At 72.7% G+C, this 25,518-nt stretch carries 19 protein-coding genes; 8 read left to right on the top strand and 11 right to left on the bottom strand.

All coding sequences use genetic code 11. From position 1 onward, the window contains the following. Nucleotides 1–164: 164 nt before the first annotated feature. Nucleotides 165–1,217 carry a saccharopine dehydrogenase family protein gene (locus tag ACWD38_RS17435; RefSeq protein WP_221316195.1) on the top strand — a complete coding sequence of 351 codons (1,053 nt, stop codon included), beginning with the start codon at nt 165–167 and terminating at the stop codon, nt 1,215–1,217. 221 nt (nt 1,218–1,438) lie between these two features. On the opposite strand, the gene ACWD38_RS17430 is transcribed toward ACWD38_RS17435, so the two are convergent. The 3 genes from ACWD38_RS17430 to ACWD38_RS17420 form a co-directional block, all read right to left on the bottom strand. Further along, nucleotides 1,439–2,008 carry a VOC family protein gene (locus ACWD38_RS17430; protein ID WP_184477820.1) on the bottom strand — a complete coding sequence of 190 codons (570 nt, stop codon included), beginning with the start codon at nt 2,006–2,008 and terminating at the stop codon, nt 1,439–1,441. A gap of 96 nt (nt 2,009–2,104) precedes the next feature. After that, on the bottom strand, nt 2,105–3,298 hold the full coding sequence (locus ACWD38_RS17425) for an alpha/beta hydrolase (protein ID WP_450124438.1): 1,194 nt from the start codon (nt 3,296–3,298) through the stop codon (nt 2,105–2,107). A gap of 484 nt (nt 3,299–3,782) precedes the next feature. Then, nucleotides 3,783–5,351 (bottom strand): peptide deformylase, encoded by a 1,569-nt coding sequence (locus ACWD38_RS17420; protein WP_343071247.1) that lies wholly within the window; start codon nt 5,349–5,351, stop codon nt 3,783–3,785. A gap of 196 nt (nt 5,352–5,547) precedes the next feature. Here ACWD38_RS17420 and ACWD38_RS17415 point away from each other — a divergent pair, with 196 nt between their 5' ends. Next, complete coding sequence (locus ACWD38_RS17415) at nt 5,548–6,807, top strand: DegT/DnrJ/EryC1/StrS family aminotransferase (RefSeq protein ID WP_450124437.1); 1,260 nt, start codon at nt 5,548–5,550, stop codon at nt 6,805–6,807. 203 nt (nt 6,808–7,010) lie between these two features. On the opposite strand, the gene ACWD38_RS17410 is transcribed toward ACWD38_RS17415, so the two are convergent. Next, a complete protein-coding gene (locus ACWD38_RS17410) occupies nt 7,011–7,601 on the bottom strand; it encodes a TetR/AcrR family transcriptional regulator (protein WP_184477823.1) in 591 nt (196 codons plus the stop codon). 103 nt (nt 7,602–7,704) lie between these two features. Here ACWD38_RS17410 and ACWD38_RS17405 point away from each other — a divergent pair, with 103 nt between their 5' ends. Next, a complete protein-coding gene (locus ACWD38_RS17405) occupies nt 7,705–8,526 on the top strand; it encodes an SDR family NAD(P)-dependent oxidoreductase (protein ID WP_184477824.1) in 822 nt (273 codons plus the stop codon). A 204-nt stretch (nt 8,527–8,730) separates the two neighbouring features. Here ACWD38_RS17405 and ACWD38_RS17400 read toward each other — a convergent pair whose 3' ends face one another. The 4 genes from ACWD38_RS17400 to ACWD38_RS17385 form a co-directional block, all read right to left on the bottom strand. Continuing rightward, on the bottom strand, nt 8,731–10,017 hold the full coding sequence (locus ACWD38_RS17400; RefSeq protein ID WP_184477825.1) for a TIGR02679 family protein: 1,287 nt from the start codon (nt 10,015–10,017) through the stop codon (nt 8,731–8,733). Next, nucleotides 10,010–14,119, bottom strand: a complete 4,110-nt coding sequence (locus tag ACWD38_RS17395; protein WP_450124460.1) for a TIGR02680 family protein — start codon at nt 14,117–14,119, stop codon at nt 10,010–10,012. The genes ACWD38_RS17400 and ACWD38_RS17395 overlap by 8 nt, the downstream gene beginning before the upstream one ends. Nucleotides 14,120–14,214: 95 nt before the next feature. Continuing rightward, a complete protein-coding gene (locus tag ACWD38_RS17390; protein WP_184477826.1) occupies nt 14,215–15,468 on the bottom strand; it encodes a TIGR02678 family protein in 1,254 nt (417 codons plus the stop codon). After that, nucleotides 15,465–17,099 carry a TIGR02677 family protein gene (locus ACWD38_RS17385; RefSeq protein WP_450124436.1) on the bottom strand — a complete coding sequence of 545 codons (1,635 nt, stop codon included), beginning with the start codon at nt 17,097–17,099 and terminating at the stop codon, nt 15,465–15,467. Before ACWD38_RS17385 ends, ACWD38_RS17390 begins: the two co-directional genes overlap by 4 nt. Before the next feature lie 709 nt (nt 17,100–17,808). Here ACWD38_RS17385 and ACWD38_RS17380 point away from each other — a divergent pair. Next, nucleotides 17,809–18,753, top strand: a complete 945-nt coding sequence (locus ACWD38_RS17380; protein ID WP_450124435.1) for a cobalamin biosynthesis protein — start codon at nt 17,809–17,811, stop codon at nt 18,751–18,753. A gap of 368 nt (nt 18,754–19,121) precedes the next feature. Here ACWD38_RS17380 and ACWD38_RS17375 read toward each other — a convergent pair whose 3' ends face one another. The 3 genes from ACWD38_RS17375 to ACWD38_RS17365 all read right to left on the bottom strand — a co-directional run bounded on the left by ACWD38_RS17375 (nt 19,122) and on the right by ACWD38_RS17365 (nt 21,465). After that, entirely contained in the window at nt 19,122–19,955 is an 834-nt protein-coding gene (locus ACWD38_RS17375; RefSeq protein ID WP_450124434.1) for an SURF1 family cytochrome oxidase biogenesis protein, read from the bottom strand. A gap of 98 nt (nt 19,956–20,053) precedes the next feature. Further along, nucleotides 20,054–20,920: a fructosamine kinase family protein gene (locus ACWD38_RS17370; RefSeq protein ID WP_184477830.1), complete on the bottom strand. Its 867-nt coding sequence runs from the start codon at nt 20,918–20,920 to the stop codon at nt 20,054–20,056. Nucleotides 20,921–21,006: 86 nt separating this feature from the next. After that, complete coding sequence (locus ACWD38_RS17365; RefSeq protein WP_184477831.1) at nt 21,007–21,465, bottom strand: low molecular weight protein-tyrosine-phosphatase; 459 nt, start codon at nt 21,463–21,465, stop codon at nt 21,007–21,009. Nucleotides 21,466–21,628: 163 nt separating this feature from the next. On the opposite strand from ACWD38_RS17365, the gene cobC reads away from it, so the two are divergent. Genes cobC through ACWD38_RS17345 form a run of 4 tightly spaced genes read left to right on the top strand, consistent with a single transcriptional unit; the run spans nt 21,629 to nt 25,389 of the window. Next, on the top strand, nt 21,629–22,663 hold the full coding sequence (gene cobC, locus ACWD38_RS17360; RefSeq protein ID WP_184477832.1) for an Rv2231c family pyridoxal phosphate-dependent protein CobC: 1,035 nt from the start codon (nt 21,629–21,631) through the stop codon (nt 22,661–22,663). A gap of 31 nt (nt 22,664–22,694) precedes the next feature. Next, nucleotides 22,695–23,543, top strand: a complete 849-nt coding sequence (locus tag ACWD38_RS17355; RefSeq protein WP_184477833.1) for a Nif3-like dinuclear metal center hexameric protein — start codon at nt 22,695–22,697, stop codon at nt 23,541–23,543. Beyond that, nucleotides 23,540–24,268: a CT398-like coiled coil hairpin domain-containing protein gene (locus ACWD38_RS17350; RefSeq protein ID WP_184477834.1), complete on the top strand. Its 729-nt coding sequence runs from the start codon at nt 23,540–23,542 to the stop codon at nt 24,266–24,268. Before ACWD38_RS17355 ends, ACWD38_RS17350 begins: the two co-directional genes overlap by 4 nt. Further along, nucleotides 24,268–25,389 (top strand): bifunctional RNase H/acid phosphatase, encoded by a 1,122-nt coding sequence (locus ACWD38_RS17345; protein ID WP_184477835.1) that lies wholly within the window; start codon nt 24,268–24,270, stop codon nt 25,387–25,389. The genes ACWD38_RS17350 and ACWD38_RS17345 overlap by 1 nt, the downstream gene beginning before the upstream one ends. The last annotated feature ends 129 nt before the right edge of the window (nt 25,390–25,518 follow it).

The following is a 25,518-nucleotide window of genomic DNA, read 5'->3' as shown; positions in this document are numbered from 1 at the left end:
GGTAGTGAGCGGACCGTTCGTCCAACGCCGTTGGGCGAACGGTCCGTTCACCCGCTTCGGTGGGTGTGGGTTGCGGACGGATCGGGGCCGCAAGGCAACCCGTGACGGGGGTGGCGGGTTCTCGTTGTACGGGCAATGACGGTTCGGAGGTTCTCGTGACCTGGATGATCTACGGCGCCACCGGGTACACGGGGCGGCTCATCGCGGAACGCGCCCTCGACCGGGGGCAGCGGCCGGTGCTCGCCGGGCGCGACCCCGCGAAGCTCGCGCGCGTCGCGACTCCGCTGGGCCTGCCGTACCGGGTGTTCGACGTGCGCGCGGAGGCCGCCGCCGCGGCGGCGCTGGCGGACGTCGACCTGGTGGCGCACTGCGCCGGACCGTTTTCGGCGACTTCGACGCCGATGGTGGCGGCCTGCCTGGCGTCGGGAACGCACTACGTGGACATCACCGGCGAGATCGACGTGTTCGAGTCCGTGTTCGCCCGGCACGGGGACGCCGTCGACGCGGGGGTGGTGCTGCTGCCCGGCGCGGGATTCGACGTGGTGCCGACCGACTGCCTGGCCGCGATGGTCGCCACCGCCTTGCCGGGCGCCACGAACCTCGATCTGGCGTTCCAGGCCAGCGGCGGGATCAGCGGCGGCACGGTGAAGAGCGCGCTGGAGGGCGCCGCGCTCGGCGGGCGGGCTCGCGTCGACGGAGTGCTGCGCACGGTTCCGATGGGCTGGCGGCACCGGGACGTGCCGTTCCCGTCCGGGCACCACCGGGTGTCCTCGTTGCCGTGGGGCGATGTCAGCACGGCCTACCGCAGCACCGGCATCCCGAACATCACCACCTTCACCCGGCTGCCGGGACTGCACCGCTTGGGGCCGACGGCGACCGCGCTCGGCAGGGCGGTGCTGGGGCGGCCCGTCGCGCAGCGCGTCGGCAAGGCCGTGATCGGTTCGCTGGTCGGCGGGCCCGGATCGGCGCAGCGGGCGCGGAGTTGGGTGGAGGTCTTCGCGGAGGCGACCGACGACGCCGGCCGCTCGGTGACGGCGGCGCTGATCGGGCCCGACACCTACGAGTTCACGGTGGACGCGGTGCTGCGCTCCGTCGGCGGCCTGCTGACGGGCGGCACCCGCCCGGGCGCGCACACCCCGTCCACCGCCTTCGGCGCCGACTTCGTCCGCCGCCTGCACGGAGTCCGCCTCATCGAACCGGGCCGGATCAGCGGTTGAGCGAACGGCCCGTTCGTCCAATTCCGTTGGGCAAGCGGTCCGTTCACTCCTGATGAGGTGCCTCGGGCCGGAGTGAACGGCCTGTTCGTCCAATCCCGTTGGGCAAGCGGTCCGTTCACTCGTGAATCGCGGGCGGGGCCGGGTTGTGGGTGAACGGCTCGTTCGTCCAATGCGGTTGGGTGAACGGTCCGTTCACTCCGATCGCTTCCCGCTTGCAGTCGTCATGGGTGGGGGAGGACGCGGAGGGTGGTGCCGGGGCCGGTGGCGCTGAGGAATTCCAGGTAGGGGCCGCTGCGGTCGGGCGAGTGCAGCGCGACCAGGTGCGGTTCGCGGTGCACGACGATCAGCGACGTGGTCCCGGTCCACCGCCGCGCGTCGCGCTCGGGGTCGGCGGAGTCGATCACCACCGAATGCACCGCTCCGGTGTCCACATCGGACTTCCGGGGTTCCAGCAGACAGAGCTCGTTGCCGTCGGGGTCGGTCATCACGACCCACGGCACGTCCTCGCCCTGCCCGATGTCGGCGAAGCGCGCGCCCGCGTTGAACAGCCGCAGCAGCATGGTCCGCTCGTGGTCGTGCGATTCGCTGCGCAGGTCGAGGTGGACGCCGTTCTTCCCGGACTTCTCCCGCGCGGCACCGGCGAACAGCAGCGGAATTCCGGGTCCTGCGGGCCGCACCACCGGATCGGCGGCGCTGGTGTCGACGGTCCAGTCGAGCACCTGCGCCCACCACCGCGCCAGCAGCAGGGGGCGTGCGGTGGCGAATTCGACGGTGAACCCCGTTCCGGTCATGAGCTCGGAGGTTAGGCCGCCGCCGAACGGGCCGCATCCGCGTTCGCGCACTCCATGCCGCGAGCACCGGAGCTGCCCCGCGATGCCCCGGGCGGCTCAGGGGCGGGCGGTCAGCATCCGTGCGCCGGGCGCCTCGGTGTGCTCGTGCTCCCCGGCGACGTGGCGGGGCCCGGTGACGGTCTCGCCGAGCGAGGCGCGCAGCGCGCGGGAGATCAGCTGGCGGCGGACGGACCTGGGCGAGAGCTCCGCGAGCAGCCAGCCGATCGCGGGCGGCAGCACGCGCGGCAGCCGTTCCCGCGCGCAGTGCCCGGTGCCCGGCACCAGCCACACCTCGGCGGCGGGGCGGTCGGCCAGCGCGATGGTGTCCCGCAGCGGCACGTACGGATCGCCGGTGCCGTTGATCGCCAGCAGCGGTGCCGCCGAGGTCGAGCTCAGCAGTCCTTGCCTGCGCAGCGAGAACTCCAGCGAGAACCGGTCGGCGTCGGCCCGGTCCGGCAGCGCGGGCAGGTCGAGCGCGTTGCCGATGACCCCGGCCATCCCGTGCGGCAGGCCCAGCACGTCGACCGCCGTGCCGTTCGCCCCGATGGGGCCGCCGAAGTCGATGGCGGCGTCGACCCGGCCGGTGAGCGCTAGCTTCGCGGCCCAGTGCCCGCCGAAGCTCAGGCCGAGCAGCGCGGTCTTCGAACACCGCGTCCGGTCGGCGAGCTGCCGGGCGGTCGCGGCCAGCAGCAGGTCCGAGTCCGCGGCCAGCGGGACTCGTGATTCGCCGGTGCCGGGCATGTCGACGGCGGCGACGGTGAGCCCGCTGATCAGGGAGATCAGCAGCGCCATCCGGTGCAGCTCCACCTTCCAGGTGTCCACTCCGCCGCACAGCAGCAGCAACTGGTCGCTGACGGCTCGGGGGCGGCGGTAGACGTGCGCGGTGACGCGGGTGCTGTGCCGGCGGTACGGGACGTCGAGGGCGTAGCGGCGGAACGTGACGGGCAGGCCAGCCGAGGCGTGGCCGAAGCATTCCAGCTGGCGGGCGTAGGCCTCCCGGCGATCCGCGGTGGCCAGGCACGGGAACCGGGCGGCGCCCCAGCACGCGGCGGCGTGCGCCCAGTCGTGCTCGGATTCCGCGCGCCGGGCCTCTTCCGCCCACACCGGGACCCAGCCGGTGCGGCCGTGGCCCCACATGTCGTCGATCCGATCGCGGATGCGGGCGATCACGCTCGGTGACACTCCCCAGCTCTGGAACTGCCGGGCGCGCTCGGTGAACAGTTCCGCGGGATGCACGGGAAAGGTGAACATGGCCGCCTCCGTCGACTCAGGGTCTCTTTCCGGTATGGCAGGGGAAATCCGGTTTCCTGAGCCTGTGCGCCGATGGTCTCGCACCAGGTGAGATGGACCAAGCGACGGACCCGCACACTACCCGAATATACGTGCGGAAACGTGCGTTGATCTTGATAAAGCCCCATTTCGAGCGACAAAAAACTACGGAGAGTAGCCATCGGATTGCTCGCGCCCTCATGCCCCACACGCCAACTCCTGCGGCCGAAGGCCGTGCCTCGCGGCGAAGCCGTGCCGTGGGCTGCGAAGCAAGCCCGCCTTGCGGCGTAGCCGTGCCTGTATGTGCGAAGCACATAGCCCACGTCAGAAAGGTGACCACCCGCGGGTTCTCAGCCGGTCTGTCGCGAGGACGGCTTTTTCCCTCGCGGAGCCACTCGGGGAAAAGATCCCGCAGCGACAGACCGGCTGAGGTTCCGCCACCCGCCCCCCAAGCAAAACGACCGGCTCAGGACTCCGAAGGATAATGCCAACCAGAGCCGGTGCCTCTGTACTGTTCCACTGGGATCGGGGTGACGTCCGGCGCCAGGTGGTCGCGGCACAGCACGCCGTAGAGGTGGTCGACTTCGTGCGCCACGAGCCGCGCGACGCCGCGTTCGAAGATGGTGATGCGCCGTTCCCCGGTGATGTCCTGGTGTTCCACGTGCACCACCACGGGGCGCGGCACGAGGCAGCGCACGTCGAAGAAGCTCAGGCAGCCTTCGTACTGCTCGTCGCCCTGTTCGCCCGCTTCGATGATCCGCGGGTTCAGCAGCGTGATCAGGTCGTCGCTGCCGGGTGGGCGCACGATGGCGGCGGCCCGTTCGATGCCGATCTGCGGCGCTGCGATGCCCATGCCCTTGCCGAAGGTGTGCGCTTTCGAGATGCGCTGCGTCGCCGAGTGCAGCTCGTTGATCACGCGCCGGGCGTCTTCGGCTTCGTCGGGCAGCGTGAACGGGCGGGCCGAGCGCCGCAGCATCGGGTCGCCGTCCTGCACGATGCCCAGCGCCGTCATGGTCTCGCTCGGCTTCGGCGGCCCGGACGGAGCGGTCGGCGAGTCGTTGCGGAAGTGCCATTCCAGCCGGTACCGGGCGTGCAGCGGTGGGTCTTCGGTCGACCACGCGTAGATCGTGCGGTCCTGTTCGTGCCGGGTTTCGATGGCGGTGTGGAACGGCATCGATTCGGCGGTCATCGAGGTGTGCAGTCCCCACACCGCCGGGTCCAGTTCCGTCGGGAAGTTCAACGTGACCGATAACCGCTGCGTGGGCAGCCGCACCGCGCGGCGGAACCAGTGGCCCCACTTGTCGTCGCTGACGGTGTAGGTGTATTCGATCCAGGCGCTTTCGCCCGGGTACAGCGGGAATCGGCCGGAGTCGTTGGCGAACAGCAGCCACACTTCCTTGAAGGCGTCCCGGTCGTGCTGCACGCTCCAGCGCATCGGTTCTTCGCGCTTCTCCCCGTGCCACGCTTGGAGGTCGATCTCCTCCCAGGTCAACGGGTTGTCCCGGTAGAGCCGGTTGGAACGTTCGGGGTCGCCGGGGAAGCGGTCCACCGAGATGCGGATCAGGTAGCGGGTGATCGGCTCGGTGCCGTTGTTGACCAGATGTCGCCGCATGGTGGCGCGGTAGGAACCGTTGACGTAGAACAGTTCCGCGTGATCGTGCTCGACGACGAGCCCGCCCGCGGGTTCGGTGGCCGGCGCGGCGTGCTGCGGTGGGCTGGGTTTGCGCGGCGCGGGAACGGTGTTCTGCTCCCGCCAGGCCCGGCGCAGCGATCCACCGGCGTTGAGGGCGCTGTCGGCGGCTTGGGCGAATTCGCGTGACGCGTGCTCACCGCCGCTTTCGACCTTCGACACGTACGACCGGCTGTAGCCCATGCCGCGGGCCAGCGCTGATCTGGACAGGCCGCGAACGTCGCGCCATCGCCGGAATTCGGCGACGAACACGTCCTGTTCCGGTGTCGCGTCCAGGTCGGCCTTCGCCTGGCCGGTCATGGCCACCATCCCCATCGCGTCCGGCGTGCGTGTGCGTGAGCTCACCGTGAGCAGGCGCTCAGCCTACGCACACACCCCCTCGCCGCGGTCCCCTTGAACGGAGGTTCCCGGACGCCGACAACACGTTTCACACAGATGGCGGGTAGCTGAGCGAAAAATGTCCTCCGAAGTCTTCGCGCGCACAACAATCTCACGTCCTCCGGCCGCGTTCGCGCGGTGCGGAACCGAAGGATCTGATCACGTGAGCAGCCCCTTGGCGATTCACGGCGGCCCACCTGTGGTGCGCTCCGCCGCCCCGCAGGTCCCCTGGCCGCCGGTCGACATCAACACCGCGGTCGCGGTCACCGCGCAGCTCTACAGCGCGGTGTCCGTGCCGGGGCGCACCGGCATCGTCGCGGAGCTGGAGAGCCGGCTCGCGGAGTTCTTCGGCGTGCGCCGCGCGGTGGTCACGTCTTCGGGCACGGCGGCGCTGCATTCGGCGTACTCCGCGCTCGGGCTCACCGACGGGGACGAGGTGATCGTGCCCGCCTACACCGCGCATCCGACCGCGACGCCGCTGTTCCACCTGCGGGCGAAGCCGGTGCTGGTGGACTGCGACGAGCTCGGCAACATCGATCCGCTGCAGGTGGAGGCGGCGATCACGCCGTTCACCAAGGCCATCGTGATCACGCACCTGTGGGGTGTGCCCGCGCGGGTGGAGGCGCTCGCGGACATCGCCGAGCGGCACGGGATCCGCTTGGTGGAGGACGGTTCGCACGCGCACGGCGCGGCGGTGGGCGGGCGCCGGGTCGGCACGTTCGGGCACATCGCCGCGTTCAGCATGGGCGGGGCGAAGCCGTTGTCGGCGGGCGAGGGCGGATTCGTGCTCACCGATGACGACGACTTGTACTACCGGGTGCTGCTGCACAGCCAGGACGGCGGCCGGTGCCGCAGCGAGATCCCGATCGACCACCCGCTGCGGCGCTACGTCGTCACCGGCACCGGGTTGGCACACCGGATGCATCCGCTGGCGGCGGCGCTGGCGCTGGGGCAGCTCAACGAGCTGGACCGGCGGCTGGGCGGGCGACGGCAGCTGGCCGCGCACATGATCGCGGAGCTGCGCGGGTTGCCCGGCATCAGCGTGCCGGAGGTGCCCGCGCGTTCGGCGCCGGCCTGGTACGCACTGGCGCTGCTGCACCGGCCGGAGGACTTGGGCGGGTTGCCGGTGGACGCGCTGATCGCGGCGTTGCGAGCGGAGGGGTGCTTGGAGGTCGACCACCCGCGGGCGCCCCGGCCGCTCAACGAGCACCCGCTGTTCGACGCGCCGAACCGGTTGTTCCCGAACCTGCCGGAGGGGTGGCCGCGCTATCGCGCCGGGCAGTACCCGAGGTCGGAGCGCAGGCACCGCAACACGCTCACCATCACCGTCCCGCACGACGATCCGGAGTTGGTGGAGGGCTATGTCCGCGCCTTCCGCAAGGTCATCACGCACCACCGCACCCTCATCGGCCCCGACCCGTGACGACCATCCGCTGCGGACGATCTCCGTCGTTTCGCGGGGGACTGAGGCACCCTGATCGGGCGCCCGAAAGGCCGCTGTGGCCTGGAAAAGCTCTGAGGTCGCAGAGGTGGGGCTCGTCGATTCCTCGGTTGGTTGCGCGGGGTTGAAACGGGGTGGGCGCGGTTCGGGACGTGTTCGGGGGCGCCTGTTGGGGTGGTGGGCGGTCAGGGGAAGGCGCGGAGGGTGGCGTCGACGAGGGCGTCGGCGAAGGCGTCGTCGAGCGGGCCGCTGCGCAGCAGCCAGCGTTGGGTCAGCGGGGCGTACAGGAATTCCAGGAACAGGTCGAGGTCGGTGTCCGCGGCGAGTTGACCGGCTTCCCGGGCGGCGCGGAGTCGGCGTTTTTTGGCTTCGGTGACGGGTTTTTCGAGTTTCTCGCGGTAGAGCTCGGCCAGTTCGGGGTCGGCGATGAGCTCCATGTTCAGCGCCCGGATCGGCGCCTCGAAGGCGGGGTCCGCGAACTCGGCCGCGGTGGCGCGCAGCACGGTCTTCAGGTCGGCCGCGAGGTCGCCGGTGTCGGGCAGTGCGACCTCGCCGTCGGTCTGTTCGCTCAACGCGAGGATCGAGTCGAAGACGACGGCGCCTTTCGACGACCACCAGCGGTAGATCGTCTGCTTGCCGACTCCGGCGCGGGCGGCGATCGCCTCGATGGTCAGCTTCGCGTAGCCGACTTCGGCGATGAGCTCGCGGGTGGCGGTGAGGATCGCGGTGCGCGAGCGCTCGCTGCGGCGGGTGCGGTCCGGGCTGTTGACGGCCATGCGAACCAGATTAGCGCGAGACGAGACGGATCGTCTTGACTCGGTGCGGATCGGCGCTACAGTTGAACGAGACGCAACGTCTCGTCTCATCTGAGGGGGAAGCATGACCCGAACCGGACCACGCACCTGGCTGATCACCGGAGCCTCTCGGGGCCTCGGCCGCGCCTTCACCGAGGCGGCGCTGGCCGCAGGTGACCGGGTCGTCGCGGTCAGTCGCGACATCACGCCGCTCGACGACTCGGTGGAACGTTCCGGCGGCCGGCTCGTCACCTTCCCGCTGGACGTGCGCGACCGCGCCGCCGTCTTCGCCGGGGCGGACCGCGCCGCCGAGGCGTTCGGCGGTCTCGACGTGGTGGTCAACAACGCCGGGATCGCCTTGCTCGGCATGGTCGAGGAATGCGCCGAGCAGCAGGCCCGCGAGCACTTCGACACGAACTTCTTCGGCGCCCTGTGGGTGAGCCAAGCCGTCGTGCCGCACCTGCGGGCGAGCGGCGGAAGGCTGCTGCAGATCTCCTCGATGGGCTCCGGCGGCGGCTACGCCATGACCGGCATGTACGGCGCCGCCAAAGCGGCCTTGGACGCGATGAGCGGGTCGCTGGCCATGGAGGTCGAGCCGTTCGGTGTCAAGGTCACGGTCGTGCAGCCCGGCGGGTACGAAACCGGCCTGTTCACCCAGGGGCTCACCGCCACCGAGGAAGATCCCGCCTACGCGCCGCTGCGCGCGGAACTGTTCGAGATGTTCACCGACTCACAGGACTTCGACCCGTCCCTGGCGGCGAAAGTGCTGCTGCAGCTGGCCGATCTGGAGGAGCCGCCCAAGCGAATCGTCCTCGGCGGCCTCGCCTACGACCTGGTCCGGGACCTGGAACGCGCCCGCTCCGCGGAACTCCCGAAGTGGGAACACCTCAGCAGGCAGGCCGGGTGAACCCGCAGCCTGCGGGACGCCGACCGTGGCGTTCTGGTGGGCGAGAGCGGGAGATTGCCGGACGGTTGTGGCCGAGTTGGAGAAGCCGCTGTCCGACAGTTGCGCGTGCTCGGTCCCGACCACATCCGGGCCACCCGGCTCGACATCGAGAGCTTGAGCGGTGACGCCTGAGCTGGCCGAGCGTTCCCGCGAACCAGGTCGTGCTCAGCTCAGCGCGGCGTCGCGGAGGTCGGCCAGCAGCGTCGGGAGCACCGTTTCCTCTTCGACCGCGCGGGAAGCCGTGGACATCAGCTCCGACAGCTGCGGGTCCCACGGGGTGTCCACGGGAGCGCCGACGAGGTTCGGGAGGTCCAGGCGCCGGTGGGCCGCGTGGTCGACGGCTTCCCGGTAGTCCGCCGCGGACATGCGCCACAGCTGCGCCTCGTGCTCCGACCACAGCGAGCGGGCGATCGCGACGCCCGTCCAGTCGAAGTCGCCGTGGTAGCGCAGCAGCGCCCCGTCCGCGCGCAACCGGGCCAGCAGCGACGACGCCACCGGTGACGGGTGCCCGCCGAGGCACACCAGCGGATGCCGGATGTCGGCGCGGGCGGCGGCTTCGAGGACCCGAGCGTTCTCGCACACCGCGATGACCGTTCCCGAGTCGACGAGCCGGTGCGGGGCCGCGGACAGGTCCCGGAGGGTGAGGTGCGTCGGCAGGCCCAGGCCGGTGCGGTCCGCGACCGAACGCGACCAGGAGTCGTCGCCGGTCAGCGGCAGCGCCCAGCTCAGCACCGTGCCCGCCACGTCGTCCGGGGCGACCCCGCAGCGCTCCCACAGCGCGCGGCGGTCCCGTTCGCCGTTCGGCGGTTCGATGTCGTGCGCCAGCGCCGCCGCGCGCAGCACGATCCGGCTCAGCGTGCTCCCGCTGTCGAGCTCGTGCGGGTCGTCGGCGGCGGTGAGCTCGGCGCGCGACACCCACACCGCCGGGGGCGTCGCCGGGTCCAGCGCCAGCGCGGCGAGCACCGTCGCAGCACGTCCGGTGACGTGCTCCAGCTCGGTTTCGGCGACGCGGCCGTACTGGTGCAGCCAGCGCACCCACGGCTCGGCCCACGCCGCCGCGCCCAAGCCGTGCGCGGTCAGCGCGTCCAGCGCCGGATCGGACCGCTCCGCTCGTGCCGGGGCGGCCTCGGGGGAGGCGATGGGCCTGCCGTGCAGGATCTCCAGCACCAGCGGCAGGGGCAGTCCGAAGCGGGCGTCCGCGCGCAGCACCTTGTCCAGCTTCACCAGCATGATCCGGGAATGCCCCAGGTACAGCTCGCGGCCGTACACCGCGCTGACGGCGGCGCGCGTCGGCTCGTCGGGCAGCGCGACGCTGAACCGGTCCGGCCGCTTCGGCGATTCCAGCGCCTCGCGGGCCTGCTCCCACAACCCGCGCAGCGCGGCACCGCCCCACGTCTCGCGGACGTCCGCGCGGGTCTGGTCGGACACTTCGGTGAGGTCGCCGTCAGCCATCGGAGCGCTCCATGCCCCGACCGTCCCACGTGGTGTGCGTGCAGGCGATGCCGTGGCCGCTGCGCGGGCGCAGCACGTCGTAGATGTGCATCTTCGGGATCTTCGGCGACACGCCCCAGCCGCTGGGCCAGGTGATCAGCCAGTCCATGTCCAGGTCCACCAGCAGTCCCAGCATCCGCGCGATCGTCGGATCGTCGAGCCGCTCGAACGCCTCGTCCAGCAGCACCAGCCGCAGCGGCCCGCGCCCGCCGGAGGACACGCTCACCGCGTCGTAGAACGCCGCCGCCGCCGCGAACAGCGTCACGTAGGAGATCAGCCGCGTCTCACCGGACGAGAGCTGCCGCAGCCGCCGCACGCGGGGCTTGCCCTCCGGGCCGGTGTCGCGCACCCGCACGGTGAACGCGAACCACGAGCGGTAGTCCAGCGCCCGCGACAGGATCTCCGCGTAGCCACCGGAGGCGCTGTCGCGTTCGGCCTCGATGAGGTCGGTGAACACCTTGCGCAGCAACGAGTCCTGGTCGTCGCTGCGGTCGGCGAACGGGGTGCGCACCAGGTCGATGGCCTGCTTGATGTCGTCGCCGAGCGACGGCGAGGGCTCCCACTCCAGCTGCACGTGCACGCCCTGGCTGGAACGGGCGCCGTCGAGCACCTCGTTCATCCGCTTGCACAGGTTCTCCGCCACCGTCACCTGCCCGCGCAGCCGTTCCGCGAGGTCGCGGATCAGGTAGTCGGCGAAGATCGACCGGTACCGCTCGTTGAGGAAGCCGCGCTGTTCGGCGAGGCGTTCGGCGACCCGGCGGGCCGCGTCGGCCACCGGCTGCGGGCCTTCCTCGCCGGTGACGGTGACGGTGAGCAGGCCCTGCTGGTCGCCCGCGGCGATGTCGTAGCCGCCGCTGAGCGACTGCTGCAGCGTCTGGAACCGGTTGAGCACCGCGGTCTCACCCGCCGTCTTGCGGTCCGCGGCGCCCGCGAGCAGTTCCGCGGCCTCCGCCGGTTCGGGCGGTTCCACGGCGCGCGGATCGGGTTCGGCGCCGTCCTCGGCGGGGAGCACGTCGGCCGCGGCCCACACGCCCGGCACCCGCAGCGCGGCGGTGAACGCGGACGCCGCGGTCTCGGCGTCGGATTCCCGCCCGGCGAGCTGGGAGTGCTTGGTCTCCCACTGGGTTTCCAGCCGCACCACCTGTTCGCGCGCGGTGCTGATCCGCTCCCGCGCGGCGGGCAGGTCCTTGCGCAGCTGCGCCCGTTCGCGTTCCAGTTCGCCGACCTTGCCGGAGATCTCCTGCGCGGCGCCGCCCACGGAGTCGCTGAGCTCGGCGAGGCCGGTGGCCTGCTCGGTGTGCTCGGCGCAGCGCTGCTCGGCCTGCGACTCCGCCTCCATCCGGTCGGCCACCGCGGCGTCGTGGTGCAGCGCGATGTCGCGCAGGTCGGCCAGCGTGGCCAGGCAGCGCGATTCGACCACTTCGTGCAGCGCGTCGATCGCCGCGCGGGCCTCGGTCGCGGCCCGGTTGGCGTGTTCCAGCGCCTGCGTCTCCGGCGGCAGGTCCGCTTCCCCGGCGGCGCGCACCAGTTCGGAGCGCGTCGCCTGCCAGCGCTGATCGGTCTGGTCGAGCTCGCCGCGGGCCTGCTTGGCGTGGCGGTCGGCGTCCTCGGCGGCGTCGGTGGCCGTGGCGACCTGGGCGTGCGCGGTGACGAGGTCGGAGTCGTCGGGGAACGATTCCAGGTGCCGTTCCAGGGATTCACCGTGCTCGGTGGCGTCGCGGTGGCGCCGTTCGACTTCGCCGATCCGCTCGCGCAGCGCGGCGAGCTCCTCCTCCAGCTCCGCGATGCGCCGGGCTCGGGACGCTTCGCGGGCGCCCGCGCCGACGTACTCGGCGGATTCCTTCTGCCACGAACCCGACAGCACCCCGGCCTGCCAGCGGCCGTCGGTGCCCACCACCAGCCCCGGACCGTCCACAACGGACACGGAGGCGAGCAGGGAACCGATGTGCTCGGCGGGAACGGGCCCGTCCGGCTCCGGCGCGGGCACCAGCAGCTCCGCGAGCGTGCCCGCCGCGCCCTCCGCGCCCGGAACGGCCAGCACGTCCGCCAGCTCGGCGACGGTGCCCTTCTCCGAGACCCACGCGTTGAGCAGCCCGCTCGCCTGCAGTGCCGCCTCCAGCCCGGCCCGCTGCGCGTCGTCGAGCGACGGCTGGAAATCCACCAGCCGGTAGAACGCGCGGCCCGTCTCCTCGGGCCGCTCCGCCGCCGCCCACTCCGGGCGCCGCGGGGTGCGCTCGACCCCGGCGCGCAGCTGCGCGAGCTCCTGCTCGCCGGTGCGCACCCGGTCGCGGAACTCGCCGAGTTCCCGCTCCACCGCCGAAATCCGCTGCCGCGCCTCCTGCAGCCGCGGCCGAGCCCAGCGCCGCGCCTGCTCCAGCGCTTCCCGCGCCGCGGACCGCTCGGCCAGCAGCCGGTCCGCCGACGGCACCTCCGGCACCGTGTCGTCCACAGTGGACTCCGGGTGGTCCGAGCCCCAGTGCTGCGCCCGCCGCCGCCATTCGGCGGCGGCCTCCGAGAGGCGCTGCTGAGCCACGTTGCGCCTGCCCACGGCCTCCGTCGAGATCAACTGCGCCTGGCGGGCCTGCTGCTGGAGCTTCGTGACCTGCTCCCGCTGCCGGTCCAACTCCACGGCCTGCTGGTGCAGCGTCAACGTCAACGCGCCCCGGCGCTGCGCCACCGTGCTCGCCTGCCCCGCCCGGTCCGCCGCGGCGCGGAAGCGCTGCGCCAGCTCATCGGTGTCGACCTCGGGTGCGCTGAGCCGGTCCACGTCCACCGGTTCGGCGTCCGGTTCGGGCGCGGTCCGCACCCGGTCCGGGGTGCTGATCGCCTCCGCCTTCGGCACCTCCGGCGGGCGCGGCACCAGATCGCCGTCCAAGCCCGCCGCCGCCAGCTGCCGGTTCGCCCGCTGCGCCGCCTGCTCCGCGGACTCCGCGTCGCCCACCAGCCTGCGCAGCGTGCCCAGCACCGACTCCGCCGAGCGCTCCTCCTGCGCGCGATGCCGCGCCGCGGTCTCCAGCGCCGCCACCGCCGCCGAACGCGAGCCCTCCACGACCCGCTCCCGGTCGCGCAGGTTCTGCAGCTCCGCGTACGCCGGGTGCGAGCGCAGCGCCTCGATGCTCGACTCCAGCGTGCCCTCGCGCTGCTCCAGCTCGGAGACGGTGCGCTGCGCGGAATCGCGCTCCTCGCGGTGCCCGGTGACCTGCTTGTCCAGCTTCGCCAGTTCCTTGCGCAGCGCCGCGAGCCGGTCCTGCGCCGTGCGCATCGACTCCGCGCGCTCCCGCAACGCCCCCAGCGCGTAACCGGAGTACGTCGACAGGAACGCGCTCAGCGCCTTGTCCGCGCCGGTGAGCCGGACGATGTTCTCCCGGATCGACTCCAGGTCGTCGAAGGAACTGGCGAGCCGCTCGATCAGCGCCGGCTCCAGCGGCGGCAGCGCGTCCGAGAGGATCTGCTCCAGCTGCCCCTCCAGCACCTTCAACCCGACGTCCGGGTTGCGCAGCGTCCGCTGCAGGTGCAGCAGGTCCCCGTAGCGGGCCGCAGGCACGCCGTAGACCTGCGCGGCGATCTTCGCGCGGAAGCCCTGGTCGTCGAGCACGCAGTCCGCGCCCAGCAGCTCCCGCAGCTGAGCCGGACCCAGCGGCACCCGCTCCGGACCCACCAGGTGCAGGTTGTGGCCCACCCGGCGGCCCGTGATGAACCGCCACGAGTCGCTGATCGCCTGCGAGGTCTTCGACGCCTTCACACCGACACCGCAGGTGAGGAATTCCTCGCCGCCGTCGGGGGATTCGCGGCGCAGCTCCACCCAGGCGTAGCCGATGCGGTTCGGGCCGCCGGGGTACTCGTCGAGCATCAGGCGCCGGATGCTGACCGTGTCGAAGCCCTTCGAACCCAGCTGGCGCAGATCGCCGTCCAAGCACAGCGGCAGCAGCAGCTCCAACGTCCGGGACTTCCCGGAACCGTTCGTGCCCTGGAAGATCGCGCGCCCGCCGGAGAGGTCGAAGGTGTTCTCCGCGTACTGCCAGATGTTCACGATCCCGCCGCGGTGCAGCCGCCAGCGGTGCACCGGCCCCGCGGACAGCGTCGCGTCGCCCGGCTGCTCCGGGGTCGCCGAGGTCTCCGAAGGCACCGGCTGCACCGCTGCGGTCGCGTCGTCGGGGCTCACCGTGAACCGTCCTCTTCCAGATCGTCGAACAGGGACAGGCCCGGCGGCTCCGGTGCCGGCGCGGGCTCGGGCTCCCGCCCGGGAACGGGCGTGGCGTCCGGTTCCGGCAGCCACCGGTGCGCGGCCGGGCTCAACCACCAGGTGAGCTCGCCATGATCCTCCCCGGTGGTGGCGGTGCCGTCGGCGGCCTCGCCGCGCAGCACGCCGAGCCGCCGCAGCAGGTCCGCGACGGACCGCACCAGTTCCGCCGGCTCCTCGGTGGCCTGCCGCGACCACGCCGCCGGGTACGACTCGATCAGCTCACCGCACACCTCGGTGAGATCGTCCCAGGTCACCGGGTGCCTGCCGTCGGACTCGCGGGGTTCGCCGCATTCCAGCAGCCGCGGCAGCGCCAGCAGCGCGACGCGCGCGACCGTGCCGGTGCCGGGGAACAACGTGTCCGTCAGGTAGTCCTCCGGATCGCTGACCACGACCCCCTCGGAGCGGACCTCGGTCACCAGGCCGAAGAACCGCTCCAGCAAGCGGGACTCCACCCCGAAGTTCTTCAGCAGCCACTCCCGCTGCTCGGCGGGCAGGTCCGCGTAGAGCACCACCGGGTCCTCCACCAGCCGCCGCCGCACCACGTGCTCCACGCTGCGCGGCCCGGCCTGCGCCGCTGACTCCACCAGTTCGGCGGGCCCGGCCGAAGTGCCGATCGGCCCGGCGGGCAACTGGCCCAGCAGGTCGGTGTCGATGGTGATCAGCGCTTCCGCGGTGGAATCCGTCGCCGTCACGGTGCCCTCGGTCTCGCTGATCACCCCGAGCGCGACCAGATGCCGCAGCGCGGCGGTCAGCGCGCGCCGATCCGCCGGATCGTCCACCACCGGCACGCCCGCCTCCACGGCCGCGGCGCGGACGTCGATCACCAGCCGCGACAGCAGCACCTGCCTGCCGATGCCGGTCAACGTCGCCAGCGTCAACGCCAAGTACGCGTAGCCGCGCGGCGTCAGGCCGGGCTCGCCGCGCGTGGCGTCCGCACCCGGACCGGCCTTGTAGAGCCGGGCGAACCGGCGTTCCACCACCAGCCGGTAGCCCAGCAGCGAGGAGAACACCTCGTGCAGCGCCGCCCGCTGCCGGTAGATCATCGGCAGCAGGTCCCCGTCCGGCGCACCCTCCCGCAGCAGCGGGCGGCGCAGCAGCGCCCGCGCGCACCGCACCACGTTCGAAGCGTCGATCGAGGACAGCTCGTCGAAGGCCTTCGTCGCGCTCATCGGGTCGCCTCCGCGGGGATCGCGCCGTCGCCGTGCACGTCGAGCACCGCGTCGGTCAGCGTGAGAGTGCCCGCGCTGCTGCTGATCCGGGTGTGCGTGCCCGCCTCCGGGCGGATCGTCACCCGCAGCCGGTGCACCGGGTCCAACGCCGAACCCGGATCGTCGGAGCTGTCGCGCTGCGCCATCGCCAGCGTCAGCAGCTCGCACAGCACGCTCAGCGCCTCCCCGGACAGCCGGGTGTCGGCCAGCCGGTCACCCGCCGAGGCGAGCTCCGCCACCGCCGCGCCGCGCCGGGCGTCCTCCTCACGCGCCTCGGCCAGCAGCGACTCCTCCGTCATCGGGTCGTCGAGCACCCGCGACGTGCGCCCGCGCGCCCCGCGATCACCGCGGCTGCGCACGCTCACCGTCACGTCCTGCACCGGGCCGTCGCGCCACGGCACGTCGTGGTTGTCGCTGTCGTAATCCGGCGCGGGCAGCAGGTGCCGCGCCGAGTACAACCCGAAAGCGGCGGCGTAGATCCGGTGCGCCTCCGGTGGCTCCGCCTCGTCGAACCAGCGCGCCAGCTTCAACAGCTCGCCCCGGCGGCCCGGCAGCAGACCGCCGCCGGACGTCGCGCGCTTCACGCTCGCCAGCAGCGAACCGATGGCCCGCGCGGTCGCCTCCCGCAGCGCCGCCACCTGGCTCGGGCGCCCCGGCGCGTCCACGAACCAATCGGTGAGCTCCTGCCAGTCCGCGGCGGTCCGCCCGCGCGCCCGCTCCACCTCGGTGCCCAGCTGATCCGCGGGCCCCAGCAGCCGGATCAGCTCGCCGCGCACCCCGGCCAGGCCTGCCAGCGAACCCGCGATCGTCTCGGTGTGCCGCAGCACGTCCTCCACGACCATCTGGATGTACTCGACCAGCAGGTTCCGGAACCCGGAGATCTCGTCCGGCGCCAAGTGGTGCCGCGTGACGACCTCGCCCAGGTAGGCGTAGAAGTCCCGCACCGTCGCGGCGAGCTCGGCGTGCTGCAGGAACACCGTCGTGACGTGCTCGGCCAACCGCTCCCGGGTGCGCCGGGCCCGCTTCGAACCCGGTTCCGCGCTCTCCGCGGCCACCGCCGCCGACAACGCCGAGCCGATCTCGCCGAGCCCGCGCTCGATCGCGGGCAGCAGCTCGCGGGACACCTCGCGGGCGCCCTCCGGGACCCGCAGCAGCGCGTCCACGTCGCGCTGCACCCGGACGGCGAGCTTGCTGACCTGGTAGCGCACGCTGCCGTGCTGGAACTCGGCGATGCTGGCGGCGATCGTCTCGCGGCGGCCCAGCACCAGGTTCCCCCAGAGCCGCAGCTGCTTGAGCCGCTCCACCACGGTGTCCAGCTCCGACTCGCCGGGATCGATGCGGCCTTCCCGCTCGGCGGCGGCCAGCGCCGCGGTCACCTCGCCGATCGACAGGTCCGCGAGCAGCGTCGACGTGAACAACCGCATGATCGCCAAATAGGTGCGGTGCTCGCGCGCGCTCAAGTAGGCGAACAGCCGCAACCGCTGCTGGTCCGCCCGAACGTCATCAAGTGCCTGCGCGGAGGAGGCGGACTCGGCTTCGGTGCCCGCCACCCCCGCGCGCAGCACATCAGCTTCGTGATCCGGGGCCGTCACGGTCGGCCACGATAACCCCACCCACCACCACTCCCCGTCAAGAGCCCAGCTAAGGATTTCTCTTGGGTGACCTGCGTAGCGGGTCGGGTGGCGGAACCTCAGCGGTTTCCTCGCTGCGGGATCTTTTACCCGAGTGGCTCCGCCACGAGGGAAAAAGCCGTCCTCGCGAGGAAACCGCTGAGAACCCGCCGGTGGTCGTTTTGCTCAAGCTGGTCGCTGCTCAGCGGCTTCGCCGCTGACAGGACGACGAGCAGGGGCACCTTTCACCTGGACGGGCGAGGTCAAGACCGGCGGTCGGTGGCTTTCTCGCTGCGGGATTGATCTCTGGTGCACGTCCGTACACCACGAAATCGCTGTCCTCGCGAGGAAGCGGCTGAGAACCCGCCGGTGGTCGTTTTGTTCTGGCTGGTCGCTGCTCAGCGGCTTCGCCGCTGACAGGACGACGAGCAGGGGCACGAGATCAAGAACAGGTGGTCGGGGGTTCATCGTTTGCGCGATTGCGCGGCGGCATCGCTGTCCTCGTGCGGGTGTCGGTGGGAACTCGCGGGGTGGTCGGCGTGGTCGAGTTGGTTGGTGCTCGGTGGTCGTTGTCGGTGGGGCTGCGGGGAAAAATCTTTGCGGGATCTTGGTGGGTGCTCGTGGGGTGGGGTTGTGGCGGCGGTAGCGTTCTGTGCTGCCTGGTCGGGTGGATGAAGGGGGAGAATCGCCGGTGAGAGCGGGACGAGCGGTCGGATTGGTACTCGGAGTGGCGGCCGATGCCGCACTGGGTGACCCACGTCGGGGGCATCCCGTCGCCGCCTTCGGGCGCGTCGCGCAGACCGCCGAGCGGGTGCTGCACCGCGACAGCCGGAGCGCCGGGGTGCTCTACACCGGGCTGCTCGTCGGCGGCACCGCGGCGCTGGGCGTGGTCGCCGAACGCGTCGCCCGCCGCAGTCCCGTCCTCGACGCCGTCACCACCGCGCTGACCACCTGGGTCGTGCTCGGCGGCGCGTCGCTGGCCGACGAGGGCACCGCGATGGGCCGGCTGCTCGACGCGGGGGACCTCGACGGGGCCCGCGGCAGGCTCGCCCACCTGTGCGGCCGGGAAGCCGCGCACCTCGACGAGCAGGGCCTCGCGCGGGCCACCGTCGAATCCATCGCGGAGAACACCTCCGACGCCGTGGTCGCCCCGCTGGTGTGGGGCGCGATCGCGGGCGTACCGGGCCTGCTCGGCTACCGGGCGGCGAACACCCTGGACGCGATGGTCGGGCACCGCAGCCCGCACTACCTGCGGTTCGGCTGGGCGGCGGCCCGGCTCGACGACGCGCTGAACCTGGCCCCGGCCCGGTTGTCGGCGATGCTCACCGCCGCGTGCGCGCCGGTCGTCGGCGGCTCCGCGAGCGGCGCCTGGCGGACCTGGCGGCGCGACGCCGCAGCCCACCCGAGCCCGAACGCGGGGCAGATCGAGGCCGCGTTCGCCGGGGCGCTGCAGATCCGCCTCGGCGGTCGCACCGTCTACGGCCACACCACCGAGCAGCGGCCGATCATGGGGGAGGGCCGCACCGCCGACGCCGGCGACGTGACGCGCGGCGTGGAGCTGTCGCGGGTCATCGGTTCGGTCACCGGCGTGCTCGCCGCCGCAGCGGTCGTGGCCCGGGGCGCTCGCCGCCGGTGACTCGCCCGTTCGTGCGCATGGCTTCGCCGGCTCGCCGCGCCGGGCCGGTGCCGTGCTGACGGGGCGTGGCCGGTGTGTCCACCGATCGTGGGGTTCGAGGCTCCTGAGCAGGTGATCTGGGATTCGCTCCGGTAGTGGTGGAGAGGACCGAAGGAGGTCGCATGAGCGATCTGGCCACCGCGCTGCCGGGACTGCTGCTGCCGCTCGCCATCATCGCCGTCGTCGGCGTGATCACGTTCGCGTACCGCCAGCCACCCGGCGGCAAGCACCGCTGAGGCGGGTGCGTCCGACTCCGCTCCCGTGGCGGATCCGCGGCGAGCGTGGCGGTACTGACTCCGCCACCGGGTCGCCCGCCGCGCGGGCACGGCTCACTCGCGGCCGGAGGACGCTGCTTCCTCGCGTTCCCGGCGCTCGTCCTCGGCGACGGCCTCCGCGACGGACATCTTGCGCGGCTTCCGCACTGCGCCGGCGGTCTGCTCCGGGGGCCGCAGCTCCGCGTAGATCAGGTATCCGATCGCCGCGATCGCCATCACGCCGAACGCGATCCACTGCAGCGCGTACGAGAAGTACGGCCCGGAGGACAGCTGCGGCAGCGGCAGCGCGGCGAGACCGCCCGGCTGGCCGTCGACCAGCGCGAAGTAGCCGGGCCGCAGCGCGACGCCGGTGCCGTCGGTGATCACCCGCGAATCCACCGAGTACGTCCAGCGGTGCCCCTGGCGCTCGAACACGGGGCGGTGCTCCTGGTCCTTCTCGTCCATCCGCACCCGCGCGGTGATCGTGACCTGCCCGCCGGGGGCGGCGGCGAACTCGGGTGCGTCGGTGCCCACCGGCCGCACGAAGCCCCGGTCGACCAGCAGCGTCTCGCCGGTGGTGGCGCGGAACGGGGTGAGCACCTCGATCGCCGGTTCGCCCTGCACGGAGCGCAGCCAGGCCAGCGTCTCGTGCTCCGGCAGGTACTCGCCGGTGACCGCGATCTTGGTCCACTCGGTGGTGGAGTCGGGCGCCCGGTTCGCGGGCAGCACCTCGCCGAGGGGTTTCGGTTCCGCCGTGAAGGACTGCGAGATGGCGTCGTTGCGCGCCTGCGTCTCGTCGTCGCGGCCGAACTGCCACGGCGCGAGCAGCGTGAAGCACATCGTGGCGAACAGCACGACCAGCAGGATCAGACCGATCCACCCAGGTCGGAGCAGGAACTTCAGGCGCACGCCTCCACGGTAGGCGGCCGCGCGGCGGCGGTCCCGCCCGCCCCCGGCGCACTGCGGCCCAGCACACGCCCGGACCGTCCGAAGGCGCGCGGCCGGGGTCAGGCGGGTGCGGTGCGGGCGGCGGCGACGGCTTGGCGGGCGTAGCCGCCGCCGAACAGCACGGTGTGCACGAGCAGCGGGAACAGCTGGTGCACGCCGACGCGGTCCCGCCAGCCGTCGGCGAGCGGGTGCACCTCGTCGTAGGCGGCCAGCACCCGGTCCAGGTGGGGGCAGCCGAACAGCGCGAGCATCGCCAGGTCCGTCTCCCGGTGCCCGCCGTGCCCGGCCGGGTCGATCAGCCACGCGGCCCCGCCGCTCCAGTGCACGTTGCCGGTCCACAGGTCGCCGTGCAGCCGGGCGGCGGGCTCGTCGGAGCCGGTCAGCGAGGGCAGCCGGTCGCAGACCCGCTCGACGAGCGCGGAGTCCTCGGCGCCGAGCAACCCGGTGTCCACGGCACGGCGCAGGTAGGGCCGCACCCGGTGCTCCGGGTAGAAGGCCGGCCAGTCCGGTGCGGGTTCGTTGCGCATCGGCGCCAGCCCGATCCACGCGTCGGCGGGCCCGCCCGGCGGCGGGCTCCCGTGCGCGGGCGCGCCCGCGGCGTGCAACCGGGCCAGGCCGCGCCCGAACTCCTCGGCTGCCACCGGGCTCGGCGAACCGGAGTCGAGGTGTTCGGTCACGAGGTGCCGGTCGTCGTCGCCGAGCACCTCGGGCACCGGCAGCGCGCCGGGTTCCGCGAGCCACTTCAGCGAGGCCGCCTCGGCGGCGACGGCACCGGGCATGCCGGGCGGATTCGCCTTCACGAACACCTGCCTGCCATCGGCCAGCAGCACCGATCGGGACGTTCCCGCGTCACCGCCGCCGAGCTCCCGGACCCGCACTGCTTCCGAGCCGGTGCACCGCAGCACCACGTCCTCGATCTCGCCCATCGCGCGCCCTCCGATCGCCGAGCGTTCGCGGCCGAGTGTCTCCGATGCGCCGCCGCTCGGCCGCCGCGCGACGCCGCCGTGGCAGGTCAGAGCCGTTCGCGGGTCCACTCCAGCAGGCCGGGCACCGCGGCCTCGATCATCGCCAGCACGTCCTCGAAGCCGCGGTCCCCGCCGAAGTACGGGTCGGGCACCTCGGCCCCGTCGGCGGCGACCGGGTCGAACGAGCGCAGCAACCGGACCCGCTCCGGCTCGCCGAGCGCGTCGCGCACCACGCGCAGGTGCCCGGCGTCCATCGCCAGCAGCAGGTCGGCGTCCAAGTGCTCGTCGCCGAGCTGCGCGGCCACGTGCTCGGTGGGGTAGCCGTGATCGGCGAGCACCTTCAGCGTCCGGGGGTCGGCGCCTTCGCCGATGTGCCACGGGCCGGTGCCCGCGCTGCTGACCTCCACCTGGTCCTCGAGCCCCGCGCGGCGGACGTGCTCCCGGAACACCACCGCCGCCATCGGGGAGCGGCAGATGTTCCCGGTGCAGATGAACGAAACGTGCATGGTGGCTGTGTTCCTTCGCTTGCTCGGGGCCGGTGGTGGACTCCCCGGCGCCAGGTCTCTCGGGCGGCGGTCGGGTGTCGACGGTACGGGCCGCTGAGGTGCGATCCGGCGGGGGCGCTCCGGGCCCGCCGAAGATCGTCTTCCGGTGGTTACACTGCCCGGGATGACGAGCGGAAACGAGCACGAGCTGCTGCGCCACCACGGCGACGTGGACGCCGCGCCGGGTCTGCTCGACTTCGCCGTGAACGTCCGGTTGGAGCGCCCGCCGCGGTGGTTGCGCGATCACCTCGCCGCCGCGCTGGACGATCTGGGCCGCTACCCGTCCGCCGCGGACGACCTCGCGGCCCGCATCGCCGTCGCCGAGCGGCACGGCCGGGATTCCGACGACGTGCTGCTGCTGGCGGGCGCCGCGGAGTGCTTCTCGCTGCTGCCGGCGCTGCGCCCGCGGCTGGCCGCGGTGGTGCACCCCTCGTTCACCGAACCGGAGTTCGCGCTGCGCGCCGCGGACGTGCCCGTGACCCGCGTGCTGCTCGACGACCACCGGCTGGATCCGGCGCTCGTCCCGGACGACGCGGACCTCGTGGTGCTGGGCAATCCGACGAACCCGAGTTCGGTGCTGCACCCGGCCGAGGCGATCCGCGCCCTGGTCCGGCCCGGCCGGGTCGTCGTGGTGGACGAGGCGTTCGCCGACACCGTGCCCGGGGAACCGGAATCGCTTGCGGCGCAACGGATTCCGGGCGTGCTGGTCGTGCGCAGCCTCACCAAGACCTGGGCGTTGCCGGGGCTGCGCGCCGGGTACGCGCTCGGCGAACCCGGCCTGCTGCGCCGGTTGAGCGCGCCCCGCCCGCACTGGCCGCTGGGCACCCTCGCGCTGGCGGCGATCACCGCCTGCTGCGCCCCGCAGGCCGTCGCGGAGGCCGAACGGGCCGCCGTCGAGATCTCCGCGGAGCGGGACCGGTTCGCCGCGGAACTGGCCGCCATACCAGGGATCTCCGTGGCCGGGCCCGCCCGCGCCTCCTTCCTGCTGCTCGAAGTCCACAATGGCGAGAAGGTGCGCCACGCCTTGCGGGAACGCGGCATCGCGGTCCGCCGCGGCGACACCTTCCCCGGTCTCGGGCCGGACCACCTGCGGGTGGCGGTGCGGGACGCGGCGCGCAACGCGGCCCTGCTCCGGGCGTTGCGCGAGCTTCTCGGATAGTGCGAAGACCGAACCAAGGGGTGCGATTCGGATGACCGTGCGGATTCAGGACGTCGTGGAGTCCCTGGAGGCGGCCTACCCGCCGGAGCTGGCCGAGAGCTGGGACGCGGTCGGCCTCGTCTGCGGGGACCCGCAGGCCGCCGTGCAGCGGGTGCTGTTCTGCGTGGATCCCGTCGAGGCCACTGTGGACGAAGCGGTGGGCTTCGGCGCCCAGCTGCTGGTCTCGCACCACCCGCTGCTGCTGCGCGGCGTGCACGGGGTGCCCGCCGACGACCCGAAGGGGCGGCTGATCCACCGGCTGATCCGTTCCGGCATCGGTCTGTACTGCGCGCACACCAACGCCGACACCGCCGCGGTCGGCGTGTCCGACGCGTTGGCCGAGGCGATCGGGCTCACCGTCACCCGGCCGCTCGCCCCGCACTCCGCGGGCTCCGCCACCGGGCTGGGGCGCATCGGTTCGCTGCCGGCGCCCGAACCGTTCGGCCGGTTCGTGCAGCGGGTCGCGGAGAACCTGCCCACCACCGCCTGGGGCGTGCGCGGCGCGGGCGATCTCGACCGGGAGATCAGCACCGTGGCGGTGTGCGGCGGCGCGGGCGACTCCCAGCTGAGCGCCGCGCAGGCCGCCGGCGTCGACGCCTACGTGACCGCCGACCTGCGGCATCACCCGGCGGGGGAGCACCTCGCTCGCGGTGCGCAGGTGCCCGCACTGGTGGACGTGGCGCACTGGGCGAGCGAGTGGCCGTGGTGCCAGCAGGCTGCCGACGTCGTCGGCGCGGCGCTACCGGATACTGTCGAAGTTCTCGTCTCCACACGCCGCACCGACCCGTGGACCGCTCACGCCGCCGGTGCGGCCCCCGACTCTGGGAGGACTCCCGCGTGAAAGCCGACCCCGCCGTGCAGCGCCGGTTGCTCGATCTGGCGGAGGTGGACGCCGAACTCAACCGCGTCAACCACCGCCGCCGGACGCTGCCCGAACTGGAGGAGATCGGCCACCGCGAGCGTGAGCTGCAGGCACAGCGGGACTCGCTGGTGGCCGCGCAGACCTCGTTCGGCGACATCGACCGGGACGCGAAGCGGCTCGAAGCGGAGGTCGACCAGGTCCGCAAGCGCGAGGACCGCGACCGCAAGCTGATGGAGTCCGGCGGTTCCGCCAAGCAGCTGGAGGACCTGCAGCACGAGCTGCAGACCCTCGCCCGCCGCCAGGGCAACCTGGAGGACGAGCTGCTGGAGGTCATGGAGCAGCGGGAGGCGCTGGAGTCCGACGTCGAACGCGCCCGCGCCGGGGTCACCGAGGCGGAGCAGCGGCTCGCCGACGTGCAGCACAGCCGGGACGAGGCGATGGCCGACCTGGACAGCGCCGAGGCCAAGCGCACGGTGGAGCGCGAGTCGGTGGCGGGCACGCTGCCGGAGCCGCTGCTGGCGCTCTACGACCGGATCCGCGCCTCCAAGGGCGTCGGCGTGGGGCCGCTGCAGGGCAACCGCTGCGGCGCCTGCCGCATCGAGCTGGACCGCTCGAAGCTCGCCGAGCTGCGCGACACCGCCGCCGACGACGTGGTCCGCTGCGAGGAGTGCGGCGCGATCCTGGTTCGCACCAAGGATTCCTGATGCGCGTCGTCGTCGAAGCCGATGGCGGTTCCCGCGGCAACCCGGGACCGGCCGGGTGCGGCGCGGTGGTGCGGGGCGCGGACGGCGCGGTGCTCGCGGAGCGCTCGCGCTGGCTCGGCGTCGCGACGAACAACGTCGCCGAGTACGAGGGCCTGCTGTGCGGGCTGCGCGCGGCGGCGGAGCTCGGTGCCACCGAGGTCGACGCGCGGATGGACTCCAAGCTCGTCGTCGAGCAGCTCTCCGGCCGGTGGAAGATCAAGCACGAGGCGCTGCGATCCCTCGCGGCGCAGGCGAAGGAACTCGTCGCCGGGTTTTCGGCGGTGACCTTCGAGTGGATCCCGCGGGCGAGCAACGCGCACGCGGACCGGTTGGCGAACGAGGCGATGGACACCCGCGAGGACGCCGAGCGCACCGGGCAGGCCGGTTCGACGGCCGCCCCCGCGACGACGGCGGACCGGGTGCGCCCCACCGGCTGGAACGGTGCCCTCGGCGCCCCGACGAAGTTGCTGCTGGTGCGGCACGGGCAGACCGCGATGTCGGTGGACCGCCGCTACTCCGGTCGCGGCGACGTCCCGCTGACCGACCTGGGCGAGCGCCAGGCGCGGGCGGCGGCGGCGCGGCTCGCGGAGATGGACGGCGTCGTCACCGCCGACGGCGCGGCCCCGGTGCTCGCCTCCCCGCTGGGGCGCACCCGGCAGACCGCCGAGGCCGTCGCCGCCGCCACCGGCGGTGAGCTCACGTTCCACGACGGCCTGCTGGAGACGGACTTCGGCTCCTGGGAGGGCCTCACCTTCCTGGAGGCGGCGGAGCAGTACCCCGAGCTGCACGGGTCGTGGCTCGGCGACTCCACCGTCGAACCGCCCGGCGGCGAGAGCCTGGAGGCCGTGTTCGACCGGGTCACGTCCGTCCGCGACGAGATCCTGGCGCGGTACGAGGGACGCACCGTGATCGTCGTCAGCCACGTCACGCCGATCAAGGCGCTGCTGCGGCTCGGCCTCGACGTGGGACCGTCGCTGTACTACCGGCTGCACCTGGACCTGGCGTCGCTGTCGATCGTCGAGTTCTACCCGGACGGCAACGCCTCCGTCCGCCTGGTCAACGACATCTCCCACCTGGGCTGACAGCCCTGTCTTGGCCTTGGCTTGCGTAGTGGGGCGGGTGGCGGAACCTCAGCGTTCTTCTCGCTGCGGGATCTTTTTCCCGAGTGGCTCCGCCACGAGGGAAAAAGCTGTCCTCGCGAGAAGAACGCT

The sequence above is a fragment of the Saccharopolyspora sp. NPDC002578 genome (genome assembly GCF_053592695.1).
Note: the sequence above shows the minus strand (reverse complement) of the source record. Positions and strands in the feature narration are given on the sequence as shown.

Coding starts and splice junctions, on each gene's coding strand:
- ACWD38_RS17435 (WP_221316195.1), top strand. CDS start 165: ATGATCTACGGCGCCACCGGGTACACGGGGCGGCTCATCGCGGAACGC.
- ACWD38_RS17430 (WP_184477820.1), bottom strand. CDS start 2,008: ATGACCGGAACGGGGTTCACCGTCGAATTCGCCACCGCACGCCCCCTG.
- ACWD38_RS17425 (WP_450124438.1), bottom strand. CDS start 3,298: ATGTTCACCTTTCCCGTGCATCCCGCGGAACTGTTCACCGAGCGCGCC.
- ACWD38_RS17410 (WP_184477823.1), bottom strand. CDS start 7,601: ATGGCCGTCAACAGCCCGGACCGCACCCGCCGCAGCGAGCGCTCGCGC.
- ACWD38_RS17405 (WP_184477824.1), top strand. CDS start 7,705: ATGACCCGAACCGGACCACGCACCTGGCTGATCACCGGAGCCTCTCGG.
- ACWD38_RS17400 (WP_184477825.1), bottom strand. CDS start 10,017: ATGGCTGACGGCGACCTCACCGAAGTGTCCGACCAGACCCGCGCGGAC.
- ACWD38_RS17390 (WP_184477826.1), bottom strand. CDS start 15,468: ATGAGCGCGACGAAGGCCTTCGACGAGCTGTCCTCGATCGACGCTTCG.
- ACWD38_RS17370 (WP_184477830.1), bottom strand. CDS start 20,920: ATGGGCGAGATCGAGGACGTGGTGCTGCGGTGCACCGGCTCGGAAGCA.
- ACWD38_RS17365 (WP_184477831.1), bottom strand. CDS start 21,465: ATGCACGTTTCGTTCATCTGCACCGGGAACATCTGCCGCTCCCCGATG.
- cobC (WP_184477832.1), top strand. CDS start 21,629: ATGACGAGCGGAAACGAGCACGAGCTGCTGCGCCACCACGGCGACGTG.
- ACWD38_RS17355 (WP_184477833.1), top strand. CDS start 22,695: ATGACCGTGCGGATTCAGGACGTCGTGGAGTCCCTGGAGGCGGCCTAC.
- ACWD38_RS17345 (WP_184477835.1), top strand. CDS start 24,268: ATGCGCGTCGTCGTCGAAGCCGATGGCGGTTCCCGCGGCAACCCGGGA.